At 51.4% G+C, this 18,962-nt stretch carries 10 protein-coding genes and 2 pseudogenes; 1 reads left to right on the plus strand and 11 read right to left on the minus strand.

What is annotated here, in order from left to right:
* Nucleotides 1-42: 42 nt before the first annotated feature.
* The 4 genes from NL510_RS02195 to NL510_RS02210 all read right to left on the minus strand — a co-directional run bounded on the left by NL510_RS02195 (nt 43) and on the right by NL510_RS02210 (nt 4,251).
* Nucleotides 43-1,365 (minus strand): MFS transporter, encoded by a 1,323-nt coding sequence (locus NL510_RS02195; RefSeq protein ID WP_253381228.1) that lies wholly within the window; start codon nt 1,363-1,365, stop codon nt 43-45.
* A 262-nt stretch (nt 1,366-1,627) separates the two neighbouring features.
* Complete coding sequence (gene yhjD / locus NL510_RS02200; protein WP_253381229.1) at nt 1,628-2,653, minus strand: inner membrane protein YhjD; 1,026 nt, start codon at nt 2,651-2,653, stop codon at nt 1,628-1,630.
* Between the two features lie 50 nt (nt 2,654-2,703).
* Entirely contained in the window at nt 2,704-3,603 is a 900-nt protein-coding gene (locus tag NL510_RS02205) for a LysR family transcriptional regulator (protein WP_253381231.1), read from the minus strand.
* A gap of 114 nt (nt 3,604-3,717) precedes the next feature.
* Nucleotides 3,718-4,251 carry a GNAT family N-acetyltransferase gene (locus tag NL510_RS02210; RefSeq protein WP_253381234.1) on the minus strand — a complete coding sequence of 178 codons (534 nt, stop codon included), beginning with the start codon at nt 4,249-4,251 and terminating at the stop codon, nt 3,718-3,720.
* Between the two features lie 147 nt (nt 4,252-4,398).
* Between NL510_RS02210 and NL510_RS02215 the strand changes: the two genes are divergently transcribed.
* Nucleotides 4,399-5,988, plus strand: coding sequence for an STY4199 family HEPN domain-containing protein (locus NL510_RS02215; RefSeq protein WP_253381236.1), 1,590 nt, complete (start codon nt 4,399-4,401; stop codon nt 5,986-5,988).
* A gap of 63 nt (nt 5,989-6,051) precedes the next feature.
* Here the strand turns inward: NL510_RS02215 and NL510_RS02220 are convergent, their stop codons facing one another.
* From NL510_RS02220 to NL510_RS02250, 7 genes and pseudogenes are all read right to left on the minus strand, one after another.
* Nucleotides 6,052-7,701 carry an alpha,alpha-trehalase gene (locus NL510_RS02220; protein WP_253381239.1) on the minus strand — a complete coding sequence of 550 codons (1,650 nt, stop codon included), beginning with the start codon at nt 7,699-7,701 and terminating at the stop codon, nt 6,052-6,054.
* A 1,077-nt stretch (nt 7,702-8,778) separates the two neighbouring features.
* Nucleotides 8,779-9,164 (minus strand): annotated as a pseudogene (locus NL510_RS02225) (IS630 family transposase); the annotation flags it as partial.
* Nucleotides 9,165-9,428: 264 nt separating this feature from the next.
* Nucleotides 9,429-10,667 carry an RHS repeat-associated core domain-containing protein gene (locus NL510_RS02230; protein WP_253381241.1) on the minus strand — a complete coding sequence of 413 codons (1,239 nt, stop codon included), beginning with the start codon at nt 10,665-10,667 and terminating at the stop codon, nt 9,429-9,431.
* Nucleotides 10,668-10,996: 329 nt separating this feature from the next.
* The gene (locus NL510_RS22970; RefSeq protein WP_253381243.1) at nt 10,997-12,211 is read right to left on the minus strand and encodes an RHS repeat-associated core domain-containing protein; all 1,215 of its coding nucleotides are present in this window, start codon (nt 12,209-12,211) and stop codon (nt 10,997-10,999) included.
* A 1,053-nt stretch (nt 12,212-13,264) separates the two neighbouring features.
* Nucleotides 13,265-13,468, minus strand: a pseudogene (locus NL510_RS22975) (RHS repeat-associated core domain-containing protein); the annotation flags it as partial.
* Between the two features lie 266 nt (nt 13,469-13,734).
* A complete protein-coding gene (locus tag NL510_RS02245; RefSeq protein ID WP_253381246.1) occupies nt 13,735-14,976 on the minus strand; it encodes an RHS repeat-associated core domain-containing protein in 1,242 nt (413 codons plus the stop codon).
* Nucleotides 14,977-15,038: 62 nt separating this feature from the next.
* Nucleotides 15,039-18,875 carry an RHS repeat domain-containing protein gene (locus tag NL510_RS02250; protein ID WP_253381248.1) on the minus strand — a complete coding sequence of 1,279 codons (3,837 nt, stop codon included), beginning with the start codon at nt 18,873-18,875 and terminating at the stop codon, nt 15,039-15,041.
* Nucleotides 18,876-18,962 lie beyond the last annotated feature (87 nt).

Below are 18,962 nucleotides of genomic sequence, written 5' to 3' on the forward strand. Positions count from 1 at the left end.
CACGGGGAGAGGGCGGGTTTAAGGCAAACAAGTGACTGTGATTTACAGAGCGTGATCCTTCTTCTCATGGGTTAACAGCAGCGCAATCAGCGTCAGCGCCGCCATCGCGGCCAGATAGACCCCTACATACAACAAACCGTAATTCGCCTGCAGCCAGGTCGCAATATACGGCGCAACGGACGCGCCCAGAATGGACGAGACGTTATAGGAAAAAGAGGCGCCGGTATAACGCACTTCCGTCGGGAACAGCTCAGGCAGCAGCGCGCCCATAGGGCCGAAGGTCAGCCCCATCAGGCTCAGGCCAATCAGCAGATACGCCATCACCAGCGCCGGGCTACCTGAACCCAGCAGCGGCGGGAAGACGAACAGGGCGAAAAGGATAATCAGCGAGGTAATGACAATCATGCTCGCGCGACGACCGTATTTATCCGCCAGCAGACCCGCAATCGGCACCATCACACCAAATCCAATAACCGCCATCATCAGCATCCACAGCACTTCGTTACGCGGCAGGCCCAGCCCGACCGGTGCGGCGGCGGTACTGAAGGTCATTGAATATACGGTCATAATGTAAAACAGCGTGTAGGTCGCCAGCATGATAAAGGTGCCTAGCACGGTCACGCGGACGTGTTTGGTCAGCAGCGTACCCAGCGGCACTTTTACCTGCTTTTTCGCCGCCGCGGCTTTCGCAAAAACGGGTGTTTCATGCAGTGAAACACGCACATACAGACCAATCAGCACCAGTACGGCAGAGAAAATAAACGGAATACGCCAGCCCCAGCTCATAAACTGCTCATCCGTCAGCAGCCAGGAGAGCAGCAGGAAGGTGCCGTTTGCGAAGAAGAAGCCGATTGGCGCGCCTAACTGTGGGAAAGAGCCGTACAGCGCACGCTTGCGCGCTGGTGCATTCTCGGTTGCCAGCAACGCAGCACCCCCCCATTCGCCGCCCAGACCGAGACCCTGGCCAAAGCGTGCCAGCGCCAGCAGTACCGGGGCCAGGATGCCAATGGTTTCATAGGTCGGCAGCAGGCCGATCGCAACGGTTGAGATCCCCATCGTCAGCAAAGAGGCAACAAGCGTGACTTTACGCCCCACGCGATCGCCAAAGTGACCAAAAACCGCCGACCCAATTGGACGTGCGATGAACGCGATGGCAAAGGTTGCCAAAGACTGGAGCGTGGCCGCTGTCGGGTCGCCCTGCGGGAAGAAAATATGCGGGAAAACAATAACCGCGGCAGTGGCATAGATATAAAAGTCGAAGAACTCAATGGCGGTGCCAATCAGCGATGCGACGACGACTTTGTTGCGCGAATTTACCGGAGCGGTTTCTGGCTCTGAATCGAGTGTGGTGGCTGTTGCTTGCATAATATTTTCTTATTTTTTGACGAACGAACGGCCATATTACGCACAGCAAAAGCGACATTTCAATCTGTAACAAAGCGGTAGCATGGTGAGAAAAGCAATAAAAAGGGGATAATGTTCAGGCTAGCCAAAACGCTTCTATGAAATGCTTCACAGATTTTAAATATCAGATGATAAAACTGGTTTTTGGTTAAATAAAAGTTACGGTCTGGATTTATATGCTGAAATGGTCAGTCGGGCTGAACGTTTCAGCCCGATAGTACGCTTAACGGTGGGTTTTTCCCGGCATTTGCGGGTCGTCTTTGTACTCGGCGGTGGCAATCCACGCGGCGCAGAACAGCGTCAGGCGGGCGAAGAAGTAGAAGAATGCCATTATTCCCAGTACCGAGCCAAAGGCTGCGCCAGAAGGGGATTTAATCAACGACGGCAGGGTGTAAGTCATCACAATCTTGATCGCTTCAAAACCCACTGCCGCGATCAGCGTGCCGCGGATCAAGGCTTTCTTGCGCGGACGATGGCGAGGCAAGCGCCAGAAGATCCAGAAGAACAACAGGTAGTTTGCGCAGATGGAGATCGCCAGTCCAATCCCGCGCCAGGCAGGCTTAAGCCACTCGATGGAATCAAGATAAAGGGCGGAGATTATCATCTGCTGGGCAGAACCAGCGACTGAGGTGATGGAGAGCGTCACGATGAGCGCGATAAGCAGGCCAATCAGCGAAATAAAGTCGCGAAAATACTTCACCCATATTTTTTCCTGATCCTGCGGGGTGCGTTCCCAGACGTCACGCGACTGGGCGCGAATGGCCTCGCGCAGGTTGCCCATCCAGTTAATCCCGGAGTAAAGCGCAATCAATAAACCGACGATCCCAACGGTGGTACGTTGTTGCACCGCTGTCTTGATGGTGCCCTTGAGCGTGCCCGCCAGCGTCGGGTCGCTAACGTTCAACAGGATTTTATCGAAGATATCCTGTAGCAGCGTCGGGTGCGAGGCCAGCACGAAACCCGCGGCGGCAAAAGAGACCATCAGGATCGGGATCATCGATAAAAAGGAGAAGTAGGTGATGGCTGCACCAAACTGATTCCCCATGCGGTCGTTGAAGCGTTCGGCGGCGCGTATCATATGCGCAATCCACGGGCGGCGCTGAATCTTGTCGGCCGTGTGGGTCACCGTCTCCAGCGCTTTGCTGGCCTTGCCCGGCGATTTCGGCTCTTCAGTCTCGGTTTCCATCTTTTTGATGGGATCATAGTCCAAATTTTGTGTCGGTCGTTGCGGGTTGTTTTCCGGCGTCACGCGCATTTTCCTTTTCGTTGAGCTGGATGTTACTGAATTATAGCTTGCGGTTAGTCCACGTAAGCTTTTGTGAGAGAGGTAAGCCACTCCATAAACAGATGTACGCGTCGGGAGAGGTGACGGCGGTGAGGATAAAACAGGGAAACAGGCAGAGGTTTAGCCCGATATTGCGGCAAAATAGCAATGAGTTTCCTGGCGCGCAAATATTCACGCACGCCAACGCGAGGTGCCTGGATAATGCCCAGCCCGGCGATACAGGCGGCGTGGTAGGTTTCCGTACTGTTGACCGTCAATATTCCGCCGGTTTTCACCCACTGTGTCGCACTGCCGTTAAAAAATGCAAAGCCCTGGGAGCGCGTTCCCGGCGTGGCTGCGTAATGAATGACAGCGTGAGAGCCGAGATCGTCCAGTGACTCAGGGTAACCAAAGCGCGTCAGATAATCCGGACTGGCGCAGTTAATTACTGAGAGTTTACCCAGCGGGCGGGCAATCAACCCGGGATCGTTCAGCGTGCCCACGCGCACGACGCAGTCAAACCCTTCCCGGATAACATCTACCACGCGGTCGCTGCTGCTGAGTTCCAGCTCAATACCGGGATACTGCTGCAAAAAGGCAGGCAGCTTTGGGATGACTAAATTTCGCGCAACGCCAACCGGCATATCGACACGTAAACGACCGCTGATGCTTGAAGGGTCATGCTGGAACATGCCGTCCAGTTCGTCGAGGTTCGACAGCAGATCTTTTGCCCGCTCGTAATAGACCATGCCATCTTGCGTAAGGCTGACGCGGCGCGTAGTCCGGTGCAAAAGCGCAGTACCCAGCCGGTTCTCCAGCGCCTGAATTTGACGCGATACGCTGCCTTTCGGCAGGCTTAACGACTCGGCCGCGCGTGAAAAACTCTCCAGTTCTGCGACCCGAACAAACAACTGCATTGCGTGAATTTTATCCATAGGCGACGCTCATTGTTGTTGGTTGTGAAACAGTGAAGTATTCACTCGCCTGATTATTGATTTTTTATCACCTAATAAGGACATCCGCAATCTCAATTGCAGCCGAAACGAGGTTTATGGCTGAACGTACTCCTTTTTCAACAAACCGAACAGCCAGTCATTATGCCAAATGCCCGCAAGAGAGTAGCTCTCGCGCAATTCACCCTCCAGCCTGAACCCGGTTTTTTCCAGCAATTTCCTTGAGGCCATATTGCCCACCGTGACGGTGGCGGTTAGCCGACGAATATTGCCCTGCGTGAAGGCGAAATCACACAGAGCCTGCAGCGATTCGAAGCCGAAACCTTTCCCCTGTGCTGGGGGAGCGAAAAGGAAACCCACCTCGGCACAGTCCTCTTCCCGATGTATATATCCGGTTACGCCAAGCGGTATCTGGCGGGCGGTATCGCGGACAACCAGACATAGCCAGTGCGTACTGCCGGATATCCATGGTGTCAGGCGGGATTCGAAAGCGTCGCGGATATCTGCCACCGGGCGGTTCTGTGCGACAAAGCGCATCACCGCCGGGTCTTGCTGTAACGAGAGAAAAAAGGGCCAGTCCTGCTCCTGTAGCGGGGAGCAGGTAAGACGAGAAGTTATTAAGGCAGGCATGTCAGCTTCTCCTGAGACAGGTTATTTGATTATAGGGTTGTCACTGTATTTCAACGGAAAGTCAGGTATGTTTAAACATATAAATTAAAAAGAAAAACGGCTGCTTATTCCCGGCAAAGATGTCTTTGTTGCCTCTGAAGGAAAATAATGATTCTCAGCACATCACATCACAATCGCGAACAGTTTGAACGCTGTCTGGCGGTCATTCGTCAGGCATCTGTCGAGATCCTGCTTCTCCTGAATGTACATGTTTCTGAAGCTAAAGATCCATGCTGGTTCCTGGAACAGCTTGATAACGCACGCTTAGCGTGGGGGGGATGGACTGCCGTTGCGAAGCAGTTCCACCTCAATGATGCTGAAATGTCGGCCTTCACGCTGCAGCTGCGCCTGTTAAAGCAACGGGTTCCACAGTATGAAAGCGGGCAGGATGTCAGTGACAATCAGCTTATTGTGGCGATGCGGTTCGTCACGGCGCTGGAACATCTTCGTTTGCAGCAGCCTTTGCTGACTTACAGTACCGAGCTTGCAACCGGTAGTGAGCTCCAGCAGCAGCAGGCGCACAAGCAGGTACGTGCCATTGAGCTGATGATAAAAGGGCTTATCCAGCAGGCATGGCCCGATCAGGTGCGGCTCAATAACCATCTCAAGACCTTATTTAACGCCGATCGCGTGCGTCGCTGGCTAAAGCTTGGCGAAATTCACGATGTGCTCAGCGGCATGCTGTTTAGTGAGCTGGCCCAGTTGTTGGTGGACAAAAAAGAGTTCAGCCGGTATTACGCATCGTTGTTTAACGACTCGTCGATGCTGACGCTGATGGTGGATCCGCGTAAAACGCTGCAAATCTTTCTCGATGACATTCGCCAGATCCGCAACAGTATTACCGTGCAGCAGACCCTAAGCTCGGCGCAAATTCAGCTGCTGGATAGCTACTATTCACAAATCACGCGCCCCATTCAGCGTGCGTTTGAAGAGGGAAGAACCCGGATCAATCCGACCGGGTTCATGGCGGTGGATGCCAGCGAACTGCATACGTTCTGGAAAAATGCACAGAAAATGGACCGGGTCACAGGCAGCGATCTGTTTGAAGTCCGTGACACAATAGAAAAACCAACCCAACGCGCGGCCAGGACGCCGGAGCAGCGCGAGCAACTTATATCCGGGATGCTGTGGGCCGCCGTCGCGGTGATGGTTATCGTCATTGTGGTAGGTGGAGTCTGGCTGGTGACCAGCGGTAAACCGCAGCCAGCCGTGGTGAACGCCGCAGAACCCGCCCAGCCTCAGGAGATGCGTGAAACGCCTTCCTCGCGTGAGACGCTGACGCGCATGGGCGTGACCTGGGATGAAAATAATTTCCGCTCAGCCATCAACCGTAACGATACCCGCGTGGCGCTGCTTTTTTTACAGGGTGGTATGGACTGGAAGCTATCCTGGACCGAAGAGGCGATGTCGGCAGAGTATGACGACGTGCTAGAGCTGTTGTTGCGCTACCGGAACAGGATGGTGGAAGAGAAGCCATGCCGGCGCTTTATCAATACGCTCAGTCACGCCATGTCTAACGGTGAAGCGCTCACTTCTGTACGCAAACAATACCTGAAAGCGTTTTGCACCGTACCCGCGGTGGTGAAACGCCAGCAGCATGAAGCCGATATGGCAACACGCCGCGCTAAGGCACAGCCCGATGCGACCAGCAAAAAATGGCAGACTATTCAGTCGGCTATTTATGAGGTGATTAAGTAATATTGCCCTCATCCTGACCCGCTTCGCAAAAGGCCGGGATAAGGGGGAGCAGACTGCACTCTCTCAAGGCTCGCCATACAACCCTATCAACCGCCGTACCACGCCGTTCGTCCAGCCGAAGCCATCCTGCAGGGTATATTCTCCCCCGCCTCCTTCACGCGGCGTGTTGCTGGCAATGTGATACTTCTCAATCAGTTTATGATGGGTCTTATAAAAATGGTTCACCGTCTGCAACCAGCTCCAGGCGATCTCATCGCCCAGAGAGTCGTTGCCATACTGTTTGAACCCCTGGATTGCCATCCACTGCAATGGCGCCCAGCCATTGGGTTTATCCCACTGTTCACCGGTTTCGTACTCGGTAGCCATAATTCCGCCCGGGGTGAGCAGGCGTGCTTTAACCGCATCCGACAGGCGCTCTGCCTGCTCATGCGTCGCCATACCGACGTACAGCGGTACGATGCTGGCCGCTGAGAACAGGGCCATTTCTCCACGTCGCCAGTCGTAATCGCGGTAGCAGCCATTCTCTTCATCCCACAGAAAACGATTAACCGCAGCGCGGCGGTCGCTGGCTTTCTGGCGGAACAGTTCGGCAGTCTCTTTGTCCCCTTTCGAGGCTGAGATATTGGCGATAGCGCTTTCGAGTTTGAACAGGAACGCGTTTAAATCGATGGGGATAAACTGTGTTGTCCGGATGCTGGCAAGCCGACCGGGATTGCGCAACCAGCGCGAGGAGTAATCCCAGCCCGAGGCCGCACCGGCACGCAGATCCCGATACACTTCATTTGGCGGACGACCGGAATGGCGCGCGGTTTCTACGTCCTCAATCCAGGACTCGTCCCGCGGCGTATCACGGTCATCCCAGTAGCGGTTAAGCAGTGAGCCATCCGGCATGCGCACTGCGCTGCGGTAGGCCTGATTGAGCAGGAGAGACTCCGCTCCATCCATCCAGAAAGCGTATTCCATTTTCAGGTGGTCCAGGTAGCGCTTCGCGCCGCGCACGCCGTCCTCTTCGAACAGCTCGACCATTAAAGCAAAAACCGGCGGCTGGGAACGGCTAAGGTAGTAGGTTCGGTTGCCATTCGGGATGTGGCCATAACGCTCAATCATCCACGCAAAGTTATCCGCCATGCACTTAAGCATGTCGTGGCGACCGCTTTCAGCCAGCCCCAGCATGGAAAAATAAGAATCCCAATAGTAGGTCTCGCTGAATCGCCCGCCGGGTACGATATAAGACTGCGGCAGCGCCAACAGGGATGACCAGGGAATATGATCCTGCGGCTCGCGCGTTAGTACTGGCCACAGGCTATCGATGTGCTCTTTAAGCGACAGGCCCGGGTCGGAGACATATTCGGTGCCGTAGGTTTCAGGCAGCCAGAAGTGGTTCTCCACAAAGCGCGCCAGGTCGAAATCGCGGTGTCGGCGCACTTTACGGTAGCGAATGAGGATATCCAGCGGATCCATCTTAGGCGCGCAATCCGGGAAGGTTTTGCTATCCGCAAACAGCCGCGACGACTGCACGTGTTCGAACAGTTCCAGGTAACGATCGGCGGGCGTCAGGGCGTCGGAGGCGGGCAGGCCCTCGATCATTTCGGGCTCCGGCTCCGCCTCAATCATTTCATCCAGTTTTAACTCGCAGGGATCGGTTTCGTAGCAAAGTTCTGCTTCAATCCCGAATTCGATGGCGTCTGCAGGGCGTAGTTTCTGGTTGAACATGGCGATAAAAACCTCCGGTTGTGTGTTCTCGTTAGACAAGTTTTCCGGGTATCTTTTAAGCGTAGACATTCGCTTCGGTAATGGGTGAGGGAAATGTGCGCTTAGTCACATTTTTATGGTATTGCATTTTTGCTGGTTTAGATTCAAGGCGCTGAAAGTACTAATAATAATTCAATACTATCCTGGGCGGAGTCGATCGAAAATTCAGAGCATTTACTCTGCAACAGAGTGTAAATAGCGCAGCATTTTACGTTGAGTACGTTGGATTGTCGTTCACCGATACTGAAAACATATCCTGCTTCACCGGGGCATAAGAAAAAACTATTTTTACACTTATTTGAAAATAATACATTATGAAAAATGATGAAATAAATTGATTAATCTGGATGGTATAAACGTTACATTAATGTTCTCAATAAAACAAAACGAATACCTTTCAGCAACATGTGTCTAAAATAAAGAGTTGAGAGCATCAACGACACCTCGTTTTTTTCGCGTGATTTAAACGATGGTAAAACGTAATGGCATCAATCCTTTAAATGTGTTTATTAATTAAATTAATATTTTAGTAGTTAAAAAATTCGCGTGTGGAGGTTTTAAATAGAAATAATATGAGTTTTAATTGTCGCGATTACTATTATTCAGCTAATCATGCTGTTTATAACAGTCTGACTATTCAGTTTTTTTAGGTTTTGAATGGAAGTTATGGCGAAGTATGGCTAAATTTGTTAAAAGAATCCTCATTCCTGTCATATTCATAATTCTGGTATTTATTCTTGAAAGTTGTCTCTCTGACAGCGTGGATATTGATTTCTTCCGGACATTGCATCGGAACGAAAATTATATCTATTTCCTGTAGCAATAATTATCAAGCATAATAATCTGGTCAGATTATTACTGACCAGATTATCGTGGTATGAATTGACCTTAACGCATGGTAACGCAATACCCATACAACTTTAAAACTTCTAATTCTGAAAATTGTTAAAAAACAATAGATTAAGAATTCCTGTAAGACTGGCCCGGTGAATCTCCAGACAGTTGTTATCACTTAAATTAGTGATAGTCTTAATACTAAAGTGTTGGTGCTGCTCTGCGCCATACCAGACCCGCAGAGGGTAACCAGCGGCGAACGGTTACGGCATGTAACTGACAGCCGGTTATCTCTTTGATTTTTATTGCAAGAAGTTCTGTACTCCACCGTGAACGCTGGTAGCCAAAATCGCCGGGAGCATGTTTTACCAGCTCACGTAACAGTGTGCAGATAGGCTCAAAAGGCCAGCGACGGGCACGTCCGGCAGCCGACAGTGGAACGGGCGCAGGGCAACGTCACTGACGCGAGCGCCCCGGTGCAGCATCAGCATGGCTGTCAGCCTGCAGGCATGATTTTTATCGTGCGTTTTATGGATGGCTCTCTGCATCAGGCGTCGTTCGTCACGGGGAATGGGTGCTGTGATCGGTATCGCTCAGTCCGGTTGGTGATTTTGGTTGGTTTGGCGATTGATCAGATCGGACAATCCGGGCTGAGTTCCCTTCCAGTGATCTACTATTTTGCGAAGCTATTTAGTTTTGCCGACTGGCGTCAACTACTCTGGCCGCATCCATTGAGTGATGGTTTTAAGCCATGCGAGTTACTGCCTTCGCTGTCTTTGTCCGGTAACTTTCTCCTTATTTAATTAACATATTTTAACCGCATGTTTAATATGAAATATCATAATAATTGTTTGTTATAACGTGAATAATTTAGAACCATATAATGCCCGAGATTGGCAAGCGACTAATTCATCTCTGTGGGATGGAGTATGAATATTGGGGGTGGCTTTTCTAATTTCAATTTCGTTTTGCGGACCGAATTCAGTTCTTATTTTTACCGTTCTTCCATGAAGAAACCGATTGTATGCATCAGGTGCCGTAAATACTTCACCTCCGGTATCGTAAGTAATGACATCTCTGTCCAGTAGGTCAGCCAGTGCATTGGCAAACCCTTCAGGATCATCAATTGCGCCACCAAGATGGCAACATATCAGATGCAATGGCTTTTTATTCGTGCTTAGATCTATATTCATATCTTCAAAGAAATTAATAACGCGATATGCGGACATCTTCTCACCGGCAATAATAATAGATCTGCCATCTTCAGAGCCATGGGTTAAAATTACATCCTCTCCATCACCTATACAACCTGGCTGATAAAAACATTTAAACCGTTGACCTGAAACCTTATCAATATCACTGGAGAAAAAAAGACCGCCTCCAAGCCTCCTGCTCACAGGCCCCCCCGCTGCTGCCGTCGCCCCGTTCCCTCCCCCCAGCGCCACAAGACGGGCAGGTTGTGACACCATCTGCATAATTTTCCGCACCGCTTTACAGGTGTCTTTACCAATAAGATAAGCGGACACCGCCACGCCCAGCCCCAGAGCCGCCCACTGCAGGTTACGGGATGCCTGCGGATTACTTTCCTGCGTCTTGTTACTGGCCACCTGCAGGGAGACAGCCAGTGAGGCAATACCGGTGCCAATGGCGATTTTCCTCGCATTGCGCTGGGCTACCATGGCGGCGGTCACCAGGGTGTAGGTGGCGGCATCGGCCGCGCTGATTTCCCCGGCCAGGGTACCGGCCAGCACGGTCCACAGGGCCGGCCCGTGGCCGCTGGGGTCGGTCCGGTTAATCGGGTCACCGCTGCAGTAGGCATAGGGGTTCACCCCGCCGTTACCGAACGGGCTGTGGGAGTCCGGGCAGGTAAAGCGCATCAGGGTCGGGTTATAGGCCCGGTAGCCGTTGCCCAGATGGGTGACGCCGGTAAGCGGGTCTGCGCGTTCGCCGTTAAAGCCGGGCAGGAGGGCAGACTGCCCGGCGCGTGCCGGGCTGTTGCCGTACGGAGACCAGGTGAAATTCTGGGCGCTCCCCTGGCTGAGGGATAACAGCGGACTGCCGCTACGGCTAACCCCGGTTAGTTGTATCGTCATCAAATTATTCCTTATTGTATTGTAAAATTGCACAGTTATTCAGGCAGATTCTTTTTCAGCATATAAAAAGGGATGATCCCCCGCATCAATAAAACCATCAGGATACTATTTGATATCAGCTTATGGACAAATAGATAATCCATTATTGATTAATAAACTTAATAAAAAAGCACTTAACTTATTGAAAAATTACCGCCAAAATCCCTCAGTAATTCGGGGGGGGCCACATAAGATACTCAGACAAACATACTTTTTTTTACCAGACACCCATACTAAAAAACATTCAGTTCTGTTTAATTGGTATTAAACATAATCGTAAGGGGGCATATTTAAATATCAATACTGGCCTGAAGCATTGCACGACGTCCGGGATCATGCATATTCACGAAATCCACACTGGTATATTCTATTCTAATAGGATCAAAAAGAAGAAGATCTAATGCTTCATGCCGGGTCAGCCTTTCCAGCATATTGCCGGGAACAACCACCCCCTGTCCCTGCCCATAAGTAATGATGGTCCGCCCTAATTTTTCAGCCAGTATGTTAACAAACCCATCAGCCACATCCAGATCATTCGCCATACAGCAGGTAACCAGATGGAGTGCTCTTTGATTAGCCCTGAGATCAATGCCAATATTGTTAAAGAAATCAATGAAAGCATCAGGTCCCAGAATTTGCCCCCCTATACCCACGCCTTCACGGGATGAAGGACTATGGACAACAATAACATCCTCACCAGATCCTAAGTAATCTGACACAAAATATTGTGTAATACGCTGCATGCACCTGGTCACTGGATGTTTCCTGTAACCGATATCAAAGATACTACCCTGTGCCGAACGAGTTATTTCCTGTCCGCCTGCTGCACCTGCAGCATCATGCATCATGATCTGCAGCTCCCGGGACGGCTGTGAAATCATACGCATTAGTTTCCGTGCCCCTTTATAAGCACCCAGCACGGCCAGCGAGACCCCCACCGTAATCCCCAGCCCGCGGGCGACCCACTCCAGCGCCCGGGAAGCCTGCGGGTTACTCTCTTCGGTCTTATTACTGGCCACCTGCAGCGAAACAGCCAGTGAAGCAATACCGGCACCGATGGCAATTTTCCTCGCATTGCGCTGGGCCACCATCGCGGCAGTGACCAGGGCGTAGGTGGCGGCATCGGCCGCGCTGATTTCCCCGGCCAGGGTATCGGCCAGCACGGTCCACAGGGCCGGGCCATGACCACTGGGGTCGGTCTGGTTAATCGGGTCACCGCTGCAGTAGGCATAAGGATTCACCCCACCGTTACCAAACGGACTGTGGGAGTCCGGGCAGGTAAAGCGCATCAGAGTCGGGTTATAGGCCCGGTAGCCGTTGCCCAGATGGGTGACGCCGGTAAGCGGGTCTGCGCGTTCGCCGTTAAAGCCGGGCAGGAGGGCAGACTGCCCGGTGCGTGCCGGGCTGTTGCCGTACGGAGACCAGGTGAAGTCCTGAGCGGTTCCCTGACTGAGGGATAACAGCGGACAGCCGGTACGGTTAACCCCGGTAAGCTGAATGGTCATAATGGTATTCCTTCATGTCTGTGTGAAATATCTGTCTGTGGCAGAAAATTGTGTTCAGATACAGTCAAATATTCTCTGACCAGTGTACTTGAGCCGGTTACTTTCGATCTGTATATAATTAGTCAGCTTGCTGACTGACGTTAAATATTGTACTGGAAATATTGGTTTCTATTTATATTCCTATCAGAGCCTGATTCCAACAATTGCCTCAGTATGTGTGGCATCATGTCTGTTGATACGCGCATCAATGTATGCGCCATCACTATCTCTGGTGGAAACAGATATATATTCATCATCAATCATTTGTTCTAAAACATCAATGTCCAGCCAGATTTCTTCACCACAGCCAAATGTATAGATAGTGCGATTCAGCAACGCGCTCAGTGTATTAGCAAATCCCTCAGGATCCATGAATCCGCCGCCGATGTGGCAAGCGAGAAGAACCAGTGGTGTTTTATTTCTCCGAAGGTCTATAGCGAAGGAGGAAAAATATGAAACAAGTTGCTCAGGAAAGAGATGATAATCCCCGATATCAAGAAATTGACCATCAGAATCAGTGGAAATAACGTCACACAACTCGCCCCATCCAGTGTAACCCTCGAGATAAAAATTAATATTCAGGTATGATTTGCCAGAGATAGTATTGAACTTTGTCTCTTCCCCCAGTCCGAGGAGCCGTCGAGGGGCCGCCGTCAGTGGTGAGGGTGAAAAAGGTGGTTCAACCTTCGCCAGTCGCGCAGGCTGTGAAAACATCCGTATCAGTTTCCGCACCCCTTTATAAGCACCCAGCACGGCCAGCGAGACCCCCACCGTAATCCCCAGCCCGCGGGCGACCCACTCCAGCGCCCGGGAAGCCTGCGGGTTACTCTCTTCGGTCTTATTACTGGCCACCTGCAGCGAAACAGCCAGTGAAGCAATACCGGCGCCAATGGCAATTTTCCTCGCATTGCGCTGGGCCACCATCGCGGCAGTGACCAGGGCGTAGGTGGCGGCATCGGCCGCGCTGATTTCCCCGGCCAGGGTACCGGCCAGCACGGTCCACAGGGCCGGGCCATGACCACTGGGGTCGGTCTGGTTAATCGGGTCACCGCTGCAGTAGGCATAGGGATTCACCCCACCGTTACCAAACGGACTGTGGGAGTCCGGGCAGGTAAAGCGCATCAGAGTCGGGTTATAGGCCCGGTAACCGTTACCCAGATGGGTGACGCCGGTGAGCGGGTCCTGGCGTTCGCCGTTAAAACCGGGCAACAGCCCGGCCTGTGCGGAGCGCGCCGGGCAGTTGCCATACGGGGATCAGGTGAAGTCCTGAGCGGCTCCCTGGCTGAGGGATAACAGCGGACTGCCGGTGCGGTTAACCCCGGTTAATTGGATAGCCATAATTATATTCACCTTGTTTATTTAGAATATCAAAAGTAGTAAGTATATAAACCAATAAACTTACTCAAAACAATGAAGCTGAGGGCGTATGAATCAGCCCTCGGATTAGTTTAATAACCGTTAACCTTATATTTAACCTTAAGGCTTTATGACCGATTAAATAAGCCTCCAGGCGGACACTGGATGCCTTGTAAGGAATAAAAGGCATTTGGAGAGTGAGTGTGTGGTTGAGCAATACGGGAAAACATAACAATATCAAAAGGAAGGCATGGGAATCTGCGCTCATATACAGTGATTCCATTTCCAGCAATAGCGTTCTCCACATAATCTGCTAAAAGACCTATATCACCTCCTCGACCATAAGTAATGACCGGTCGATTAATTACTGCTGCAAGTAAGTTGGCAACTCCAAAAGAGTTGCCTGATGCACCGGCTGCGCCACATGAGATAAGGTGCAGTGGTGTTCTGTTTGCACGTAAATCTATATTGTACTGACCAAGGAAATACTCAAGACCAAATGCATTCATGGTATTGCCATTAATTGCGACAAGATCACTATTTTCAGTACCATGTACAACAATTACATCTTCACCATTTGCCATTCCTCCAGGTATATAGGCATTAGGCGCACCGCCATCGTTCTCGAAGATTAAGCCATGTCGAACGGCCCCTTCCAGTGGGCGCGGTTCTCGCCTGTTCTCAGGGGCTGCTGGGGCGGTCCCTTCTCCGCTCATCATCACGAGGCGGGATGGCTGCGACACCATCCGCATGATTTTGCGCACGACTCTATAGGTATCTTTACCAACAAGATAAGCAGACACCGCCACGCCCAGTCCCAGAGCCGCCCACTGCAGGTTACGCGACGCCTGCGGGTTACTCTCTTCGGTCTTATTACTGGCCACCTGCAGCGAAACAGCCAGTGAAGCAATACCGGCACCGATGGCAATTTTCCTCGCATTGCGCTGGGCCACCATCGCGGCAGTGACCAGGGCGTAGGTGGCGGCATCGGCCGCGCTGATTTCCCCGGCCAGGGTACCGGCCAGCACGGTCCACAGGGCCGGCCCATGGCCACTGGGGTCGGTCTGGTTAATCGGGTCACCGCTGCAGTAGGCATAGGGATTCACCCCACCGTTACCAAACGGACTGTGGGAGTCCGGGCAGGTAAAGCGCATCAGAGTCGGGTTATAGGCCCGGTAACCGTTACCCAGATGGGTGACGCCGGTGAGCGGGTCCTGGCGTTCGCCGTTAAAACCGGGCAACAGCCCGGCCTGTGCGGAGCGCGCCGGGCAGTTGCCATACGGGGACCAGGTGAAGTCCTGAGCGGCTCCCTGGCTGAGGGATAACAGCGGACTGCCGGTGCGGTTAACCCCGGTAAGCTGAATGGTCATATTTCATTCCTTCGTGAAGTAAGCCGGGCCTGAGCCCGGCGGTTGCAGGCTGCACCGGGTCCTCAGGAGGACAGTTCACCCTCGCTGACGGCCGCACTGCCACTCATCCCCTGGCGCATCCGGCTGTACTGATTTTTTTCGACCTGAATCTCGTTAACCAGTTTGCTTCCGGCGTAGTACAGCAGGCGGGTGTCATCATCGGCCAGGGACTGTAATACCAGGGTGTTGTGCGCATCGTAGCCATAACTGCAGGGTGAGCCAGCAACCGGAGTGACGGTACTCAGGCGTCCGGCTTCATCATAGGTCAGAATTCTGCCAGCCTCGTCCAGTGTCATCCGGCCATTGTCGTCATAATGCAGAGTGATGCTTGCCGGATAGCTGTCGTTGCCGGAATGCGTGACGGATGTCAGCTGGGTTGGATCATCGGGATTGCCATAAATGAATGTTGCGGTATCAACCAGTCCGTCCGGCGTGGTGGTAACACAGGTCTGGATATTATTAATTACATCCATGGTAAAGACCTGGGAAACGATTTCCTGACCATATCCATCCACCGGAAGGGATGTTCCGCTACAGGAATAGGTTTGCAGGCGGTTGCGGGAGTCGTAATAGAAATGTTCCTTGCGCAGGGTAACGCCATCACGGGAAACGGTGATGGTCTCAACCTGGTCGTTATCATAATAGGTCGTCACAATACTGACTGAGGAGCCGTCTGATGCATCGAGCTGTCGGATCCCTTCACGGTTGAAATCATCAGGAATAATTGTTGTCGTCAGCGTACTCTGGTTCGTCAGATCTTTTGCGACCTGGTGATCAAAGCGGCCGTCATCACGCCAGCCCATGGTCAGCAGAACTTCATCATCGCCGACAGTGTATAACCGGCCGAATTCATCCGGCGTGATGGTCTGAAGGTTTCCGGTGACGTCCTGGTAAGTCAGCAGATTACCGGCCAGCGTCCAGGAATAAGAGGCAGTTCGTTCTGCCCCGGTTGTTGAAGTCACGGTCTGGTATTGTGAACGACTGGAAGGGTACCACCCGGAAACGGTCGCCTGCCCACCCACTTCCTCATCGCTCTGCAGCTCTGCACTGGCCGGATCAAAGGTGAAACTCTGGAATAACTGCTGACCAGTAACGTGCTCCAGGGCATTACCAAGTTCCGGAATATACTGGTAGGTCAGTGTCTGGTTCAGGTTATCCGTGACGGTAAGGGGCATATCAAACGTATCGTCATAGGTACAGGTGGTGGTACGACCGCCACAGGTAGTTGTCAGTAACCGGCCCAGGCCATCAAACGTCTGCTCGCCGAGCAGTGGGTATTGAGTACCATCGCTCGCGGTGACACTGATTGTCTTATCCAGTGGAGCACCGGATTGTGGAGCGTAGGTTCGGGTGACAACGGTACTATCCGGCAAAGTCTGGGTGCTGACACGGCTGAAAGGATCATATGTCCAGCTGGTTGTATGGTTGAGTTCGTCAGTGGAAGAGCGCAGACGGCCCAGCCCATCATAGGTTTTGGTGAGGCTGCCTTTGCTGTTACCATTAATATCAATCTGCGTCACAGAGGTGGGGAGCTTCTGAATATTGTATTGCGTGCAGACCTTACCCATTTCCTGCGTTGTGTCACTGGTTGCGCAGAACCAGGAGGTGGAGGTCATATTGACCGGATCATTGGTTTGATACTGGTTCTGCCCGCTGCTGACCTGGCTCAGATAAGGCTGGCCCCAGCTATCATACTGCGTGGTCGTTTCAAGTTGAGTAATGTTCTTTGGATCATTCAGCGGGTCAATAAAATCTGTGGTAACCGTCTTATATTTCCGACCCATGGCATCATATTCATTGCGCTTCATTTCGAAGAAGGTATCGACAAGGTTATTATCGATATTGTTTTGCTCAATGAAGAGTACCCGGCCTGGCCCATCAAAATGCAGATTCTGAACATTCCCGTATCGGTCAGTAATGGTAGTCATGATATCGATGACATGACCATTCTCATCAACAGCCAGAGAATAAGCGGACTGCTCGGCGCTTTCATACTCTGTTCCTGAACAGGTGACCCGATGTTTCAGACGGCCCAGAGAGTCATACTCATAAACTGTTTCAATGCCCTGGGCGTTAATATGATAATGAAGTTTACCGTTGTATTTATTATTTGCGCGCTGAACGGTCAATGTGATGCCATCATAGGTAGTCAGCGTGGTGGATTCGAGGATATCGGTATCCTGTAGCTGATAGTCTTTATGTTCTGTCAGAACATATGACGAACCGTTATCAGCAAAGACCGTCGCAGTAACATCCCGGGTACGACCATAAAAAGCGGAGGTGGAGTCATCCGTGTTGTAGGCATACTCCTGTGAGGTCAGCTGGATAGCATCGGCATATTGTACTGCTCTTAATGGCAGCACGTTATACGAGACCGGTGCACCGGTTAACGTATCGACGGCAGTGAATTTGACATATTGTGCCTGCACGGGAACATCGTCATAATCTGATGGTGCCGGTGTGTGTGTGACTTTTTTAACGTAACGAACAAATCCACTCGGTTCGGCAGGGCACCCGGTATCACCGGCATCACTTTCACCTGCGGCAGGGTAATACTCAATATCGATGACGGTGCCATCCGGAGTGGTTTTTTGTGTCAGCAGACACTCGTCATTATAGGATGTCAGCGTCACTTCGCTGCGTGACTGTTTCCCTTCCGGCAACGACGTATCCATCCAGGTCACTGTCTGCGAACGAAGACACTGATACTGATTAGGCTGGTCATCAAAAACCAGCCCGACTTCAGCGTAATACTCCATTTCTGTTAACCGGGAGGTTGTCCCACAGAACATATTACTGTTTACCATCAGATGATAATTATTGTAGCTGTATGACGTATTGACAACTTCCTCACCATTGCGGTTCGTCACTGTTGTGCCATACAGGTAATCGCTCATGATGTTATAGAGGTTATCACTGCTGGCAGACCATTCCCGGTCAAAATTGCCGCCATAGCCCAGATAATTATTCTGTCCGTGCAAGGTGTAATCATAGGTCGTAGTTAGTTCAGGCTGATCCATTCCCGGTGTCACCGTATAGGTGACTACTGCCGGCAGGCCTCCCGACATCCCGGAGTCCGCAGGAAACCGGAAAACATTCTGTTCATAGGTTGCTTGTTTTACCACACCGGTCGGGGATGTGATTTTGGTCAGGGTCTGGTTAATATCGGGAACTAACTGAGTGTCATAGCCAAGAGACCAGGTCAGTGTGGCATCGGTACTGATATGTGAAACTGACTGTAAATAGTCATTTTGGAGCTGTAACTGTACGGAATAGTATTCATCCGTATCCGGGAAAACAGCGATATTAACGACTGCGCCACTCGGGTATTCAAGCTGGCACAGTAATTCCGTTTCATCGCTGATACTGAGCAACCGGACATGCACGTCGCTGTCATCCCACGCCAGCGACAATGAATATCCCAGTGGGCTGTAAATGGTGACGGGAAGGAAAAGATGGTCGCCGTACAGGCTTAATTTTTCGACAACACCGTTATCGTAGCAAATCTGATAATGGTTGCTGCCGGTTTTCGTGAAGATGAAACTGGCATTTTTTAACTGATGGATAATGACATCATCACCATCTTCTTCTGTCGTATACTGCTCACCGGTGTTCAGGGTAAGTGTATTATTGGGTTTATCGTACAATGTAAATCCGGCTAAAACCCCCACACCGAATCCCTGATTAATATCTGATGTCGGGGAGTAGGATAAACCTAATGAAACCTCCGGTCCCATCGACTGGTTACCGGTGATCTTTGCCAGTTCCATATTGAATGAAAATAGGCCGGTACGGGGGTCGACATCACCGATGGAGGCGCTGGAGAAATTTTTGGTCTGGGTGAAATAGTTATTATTCATAACAATCCATTATAAAATATAATGACATAATGTTGGATAAACCTCCTGCCAGGATTAACAGGAGGTTCGTTAATTTTTGCGACTTCT

The sequence above is a fragment of the unidentified bacterial endosymbiont genome (genome assembly GCF_918797525.1).
Classification (GTDB): domain Bacteria; phylum Pseudomonadota; class Gammaproteobacteria; order Enterobacterales; family Enterobacteriaceae; genus Enterobacter.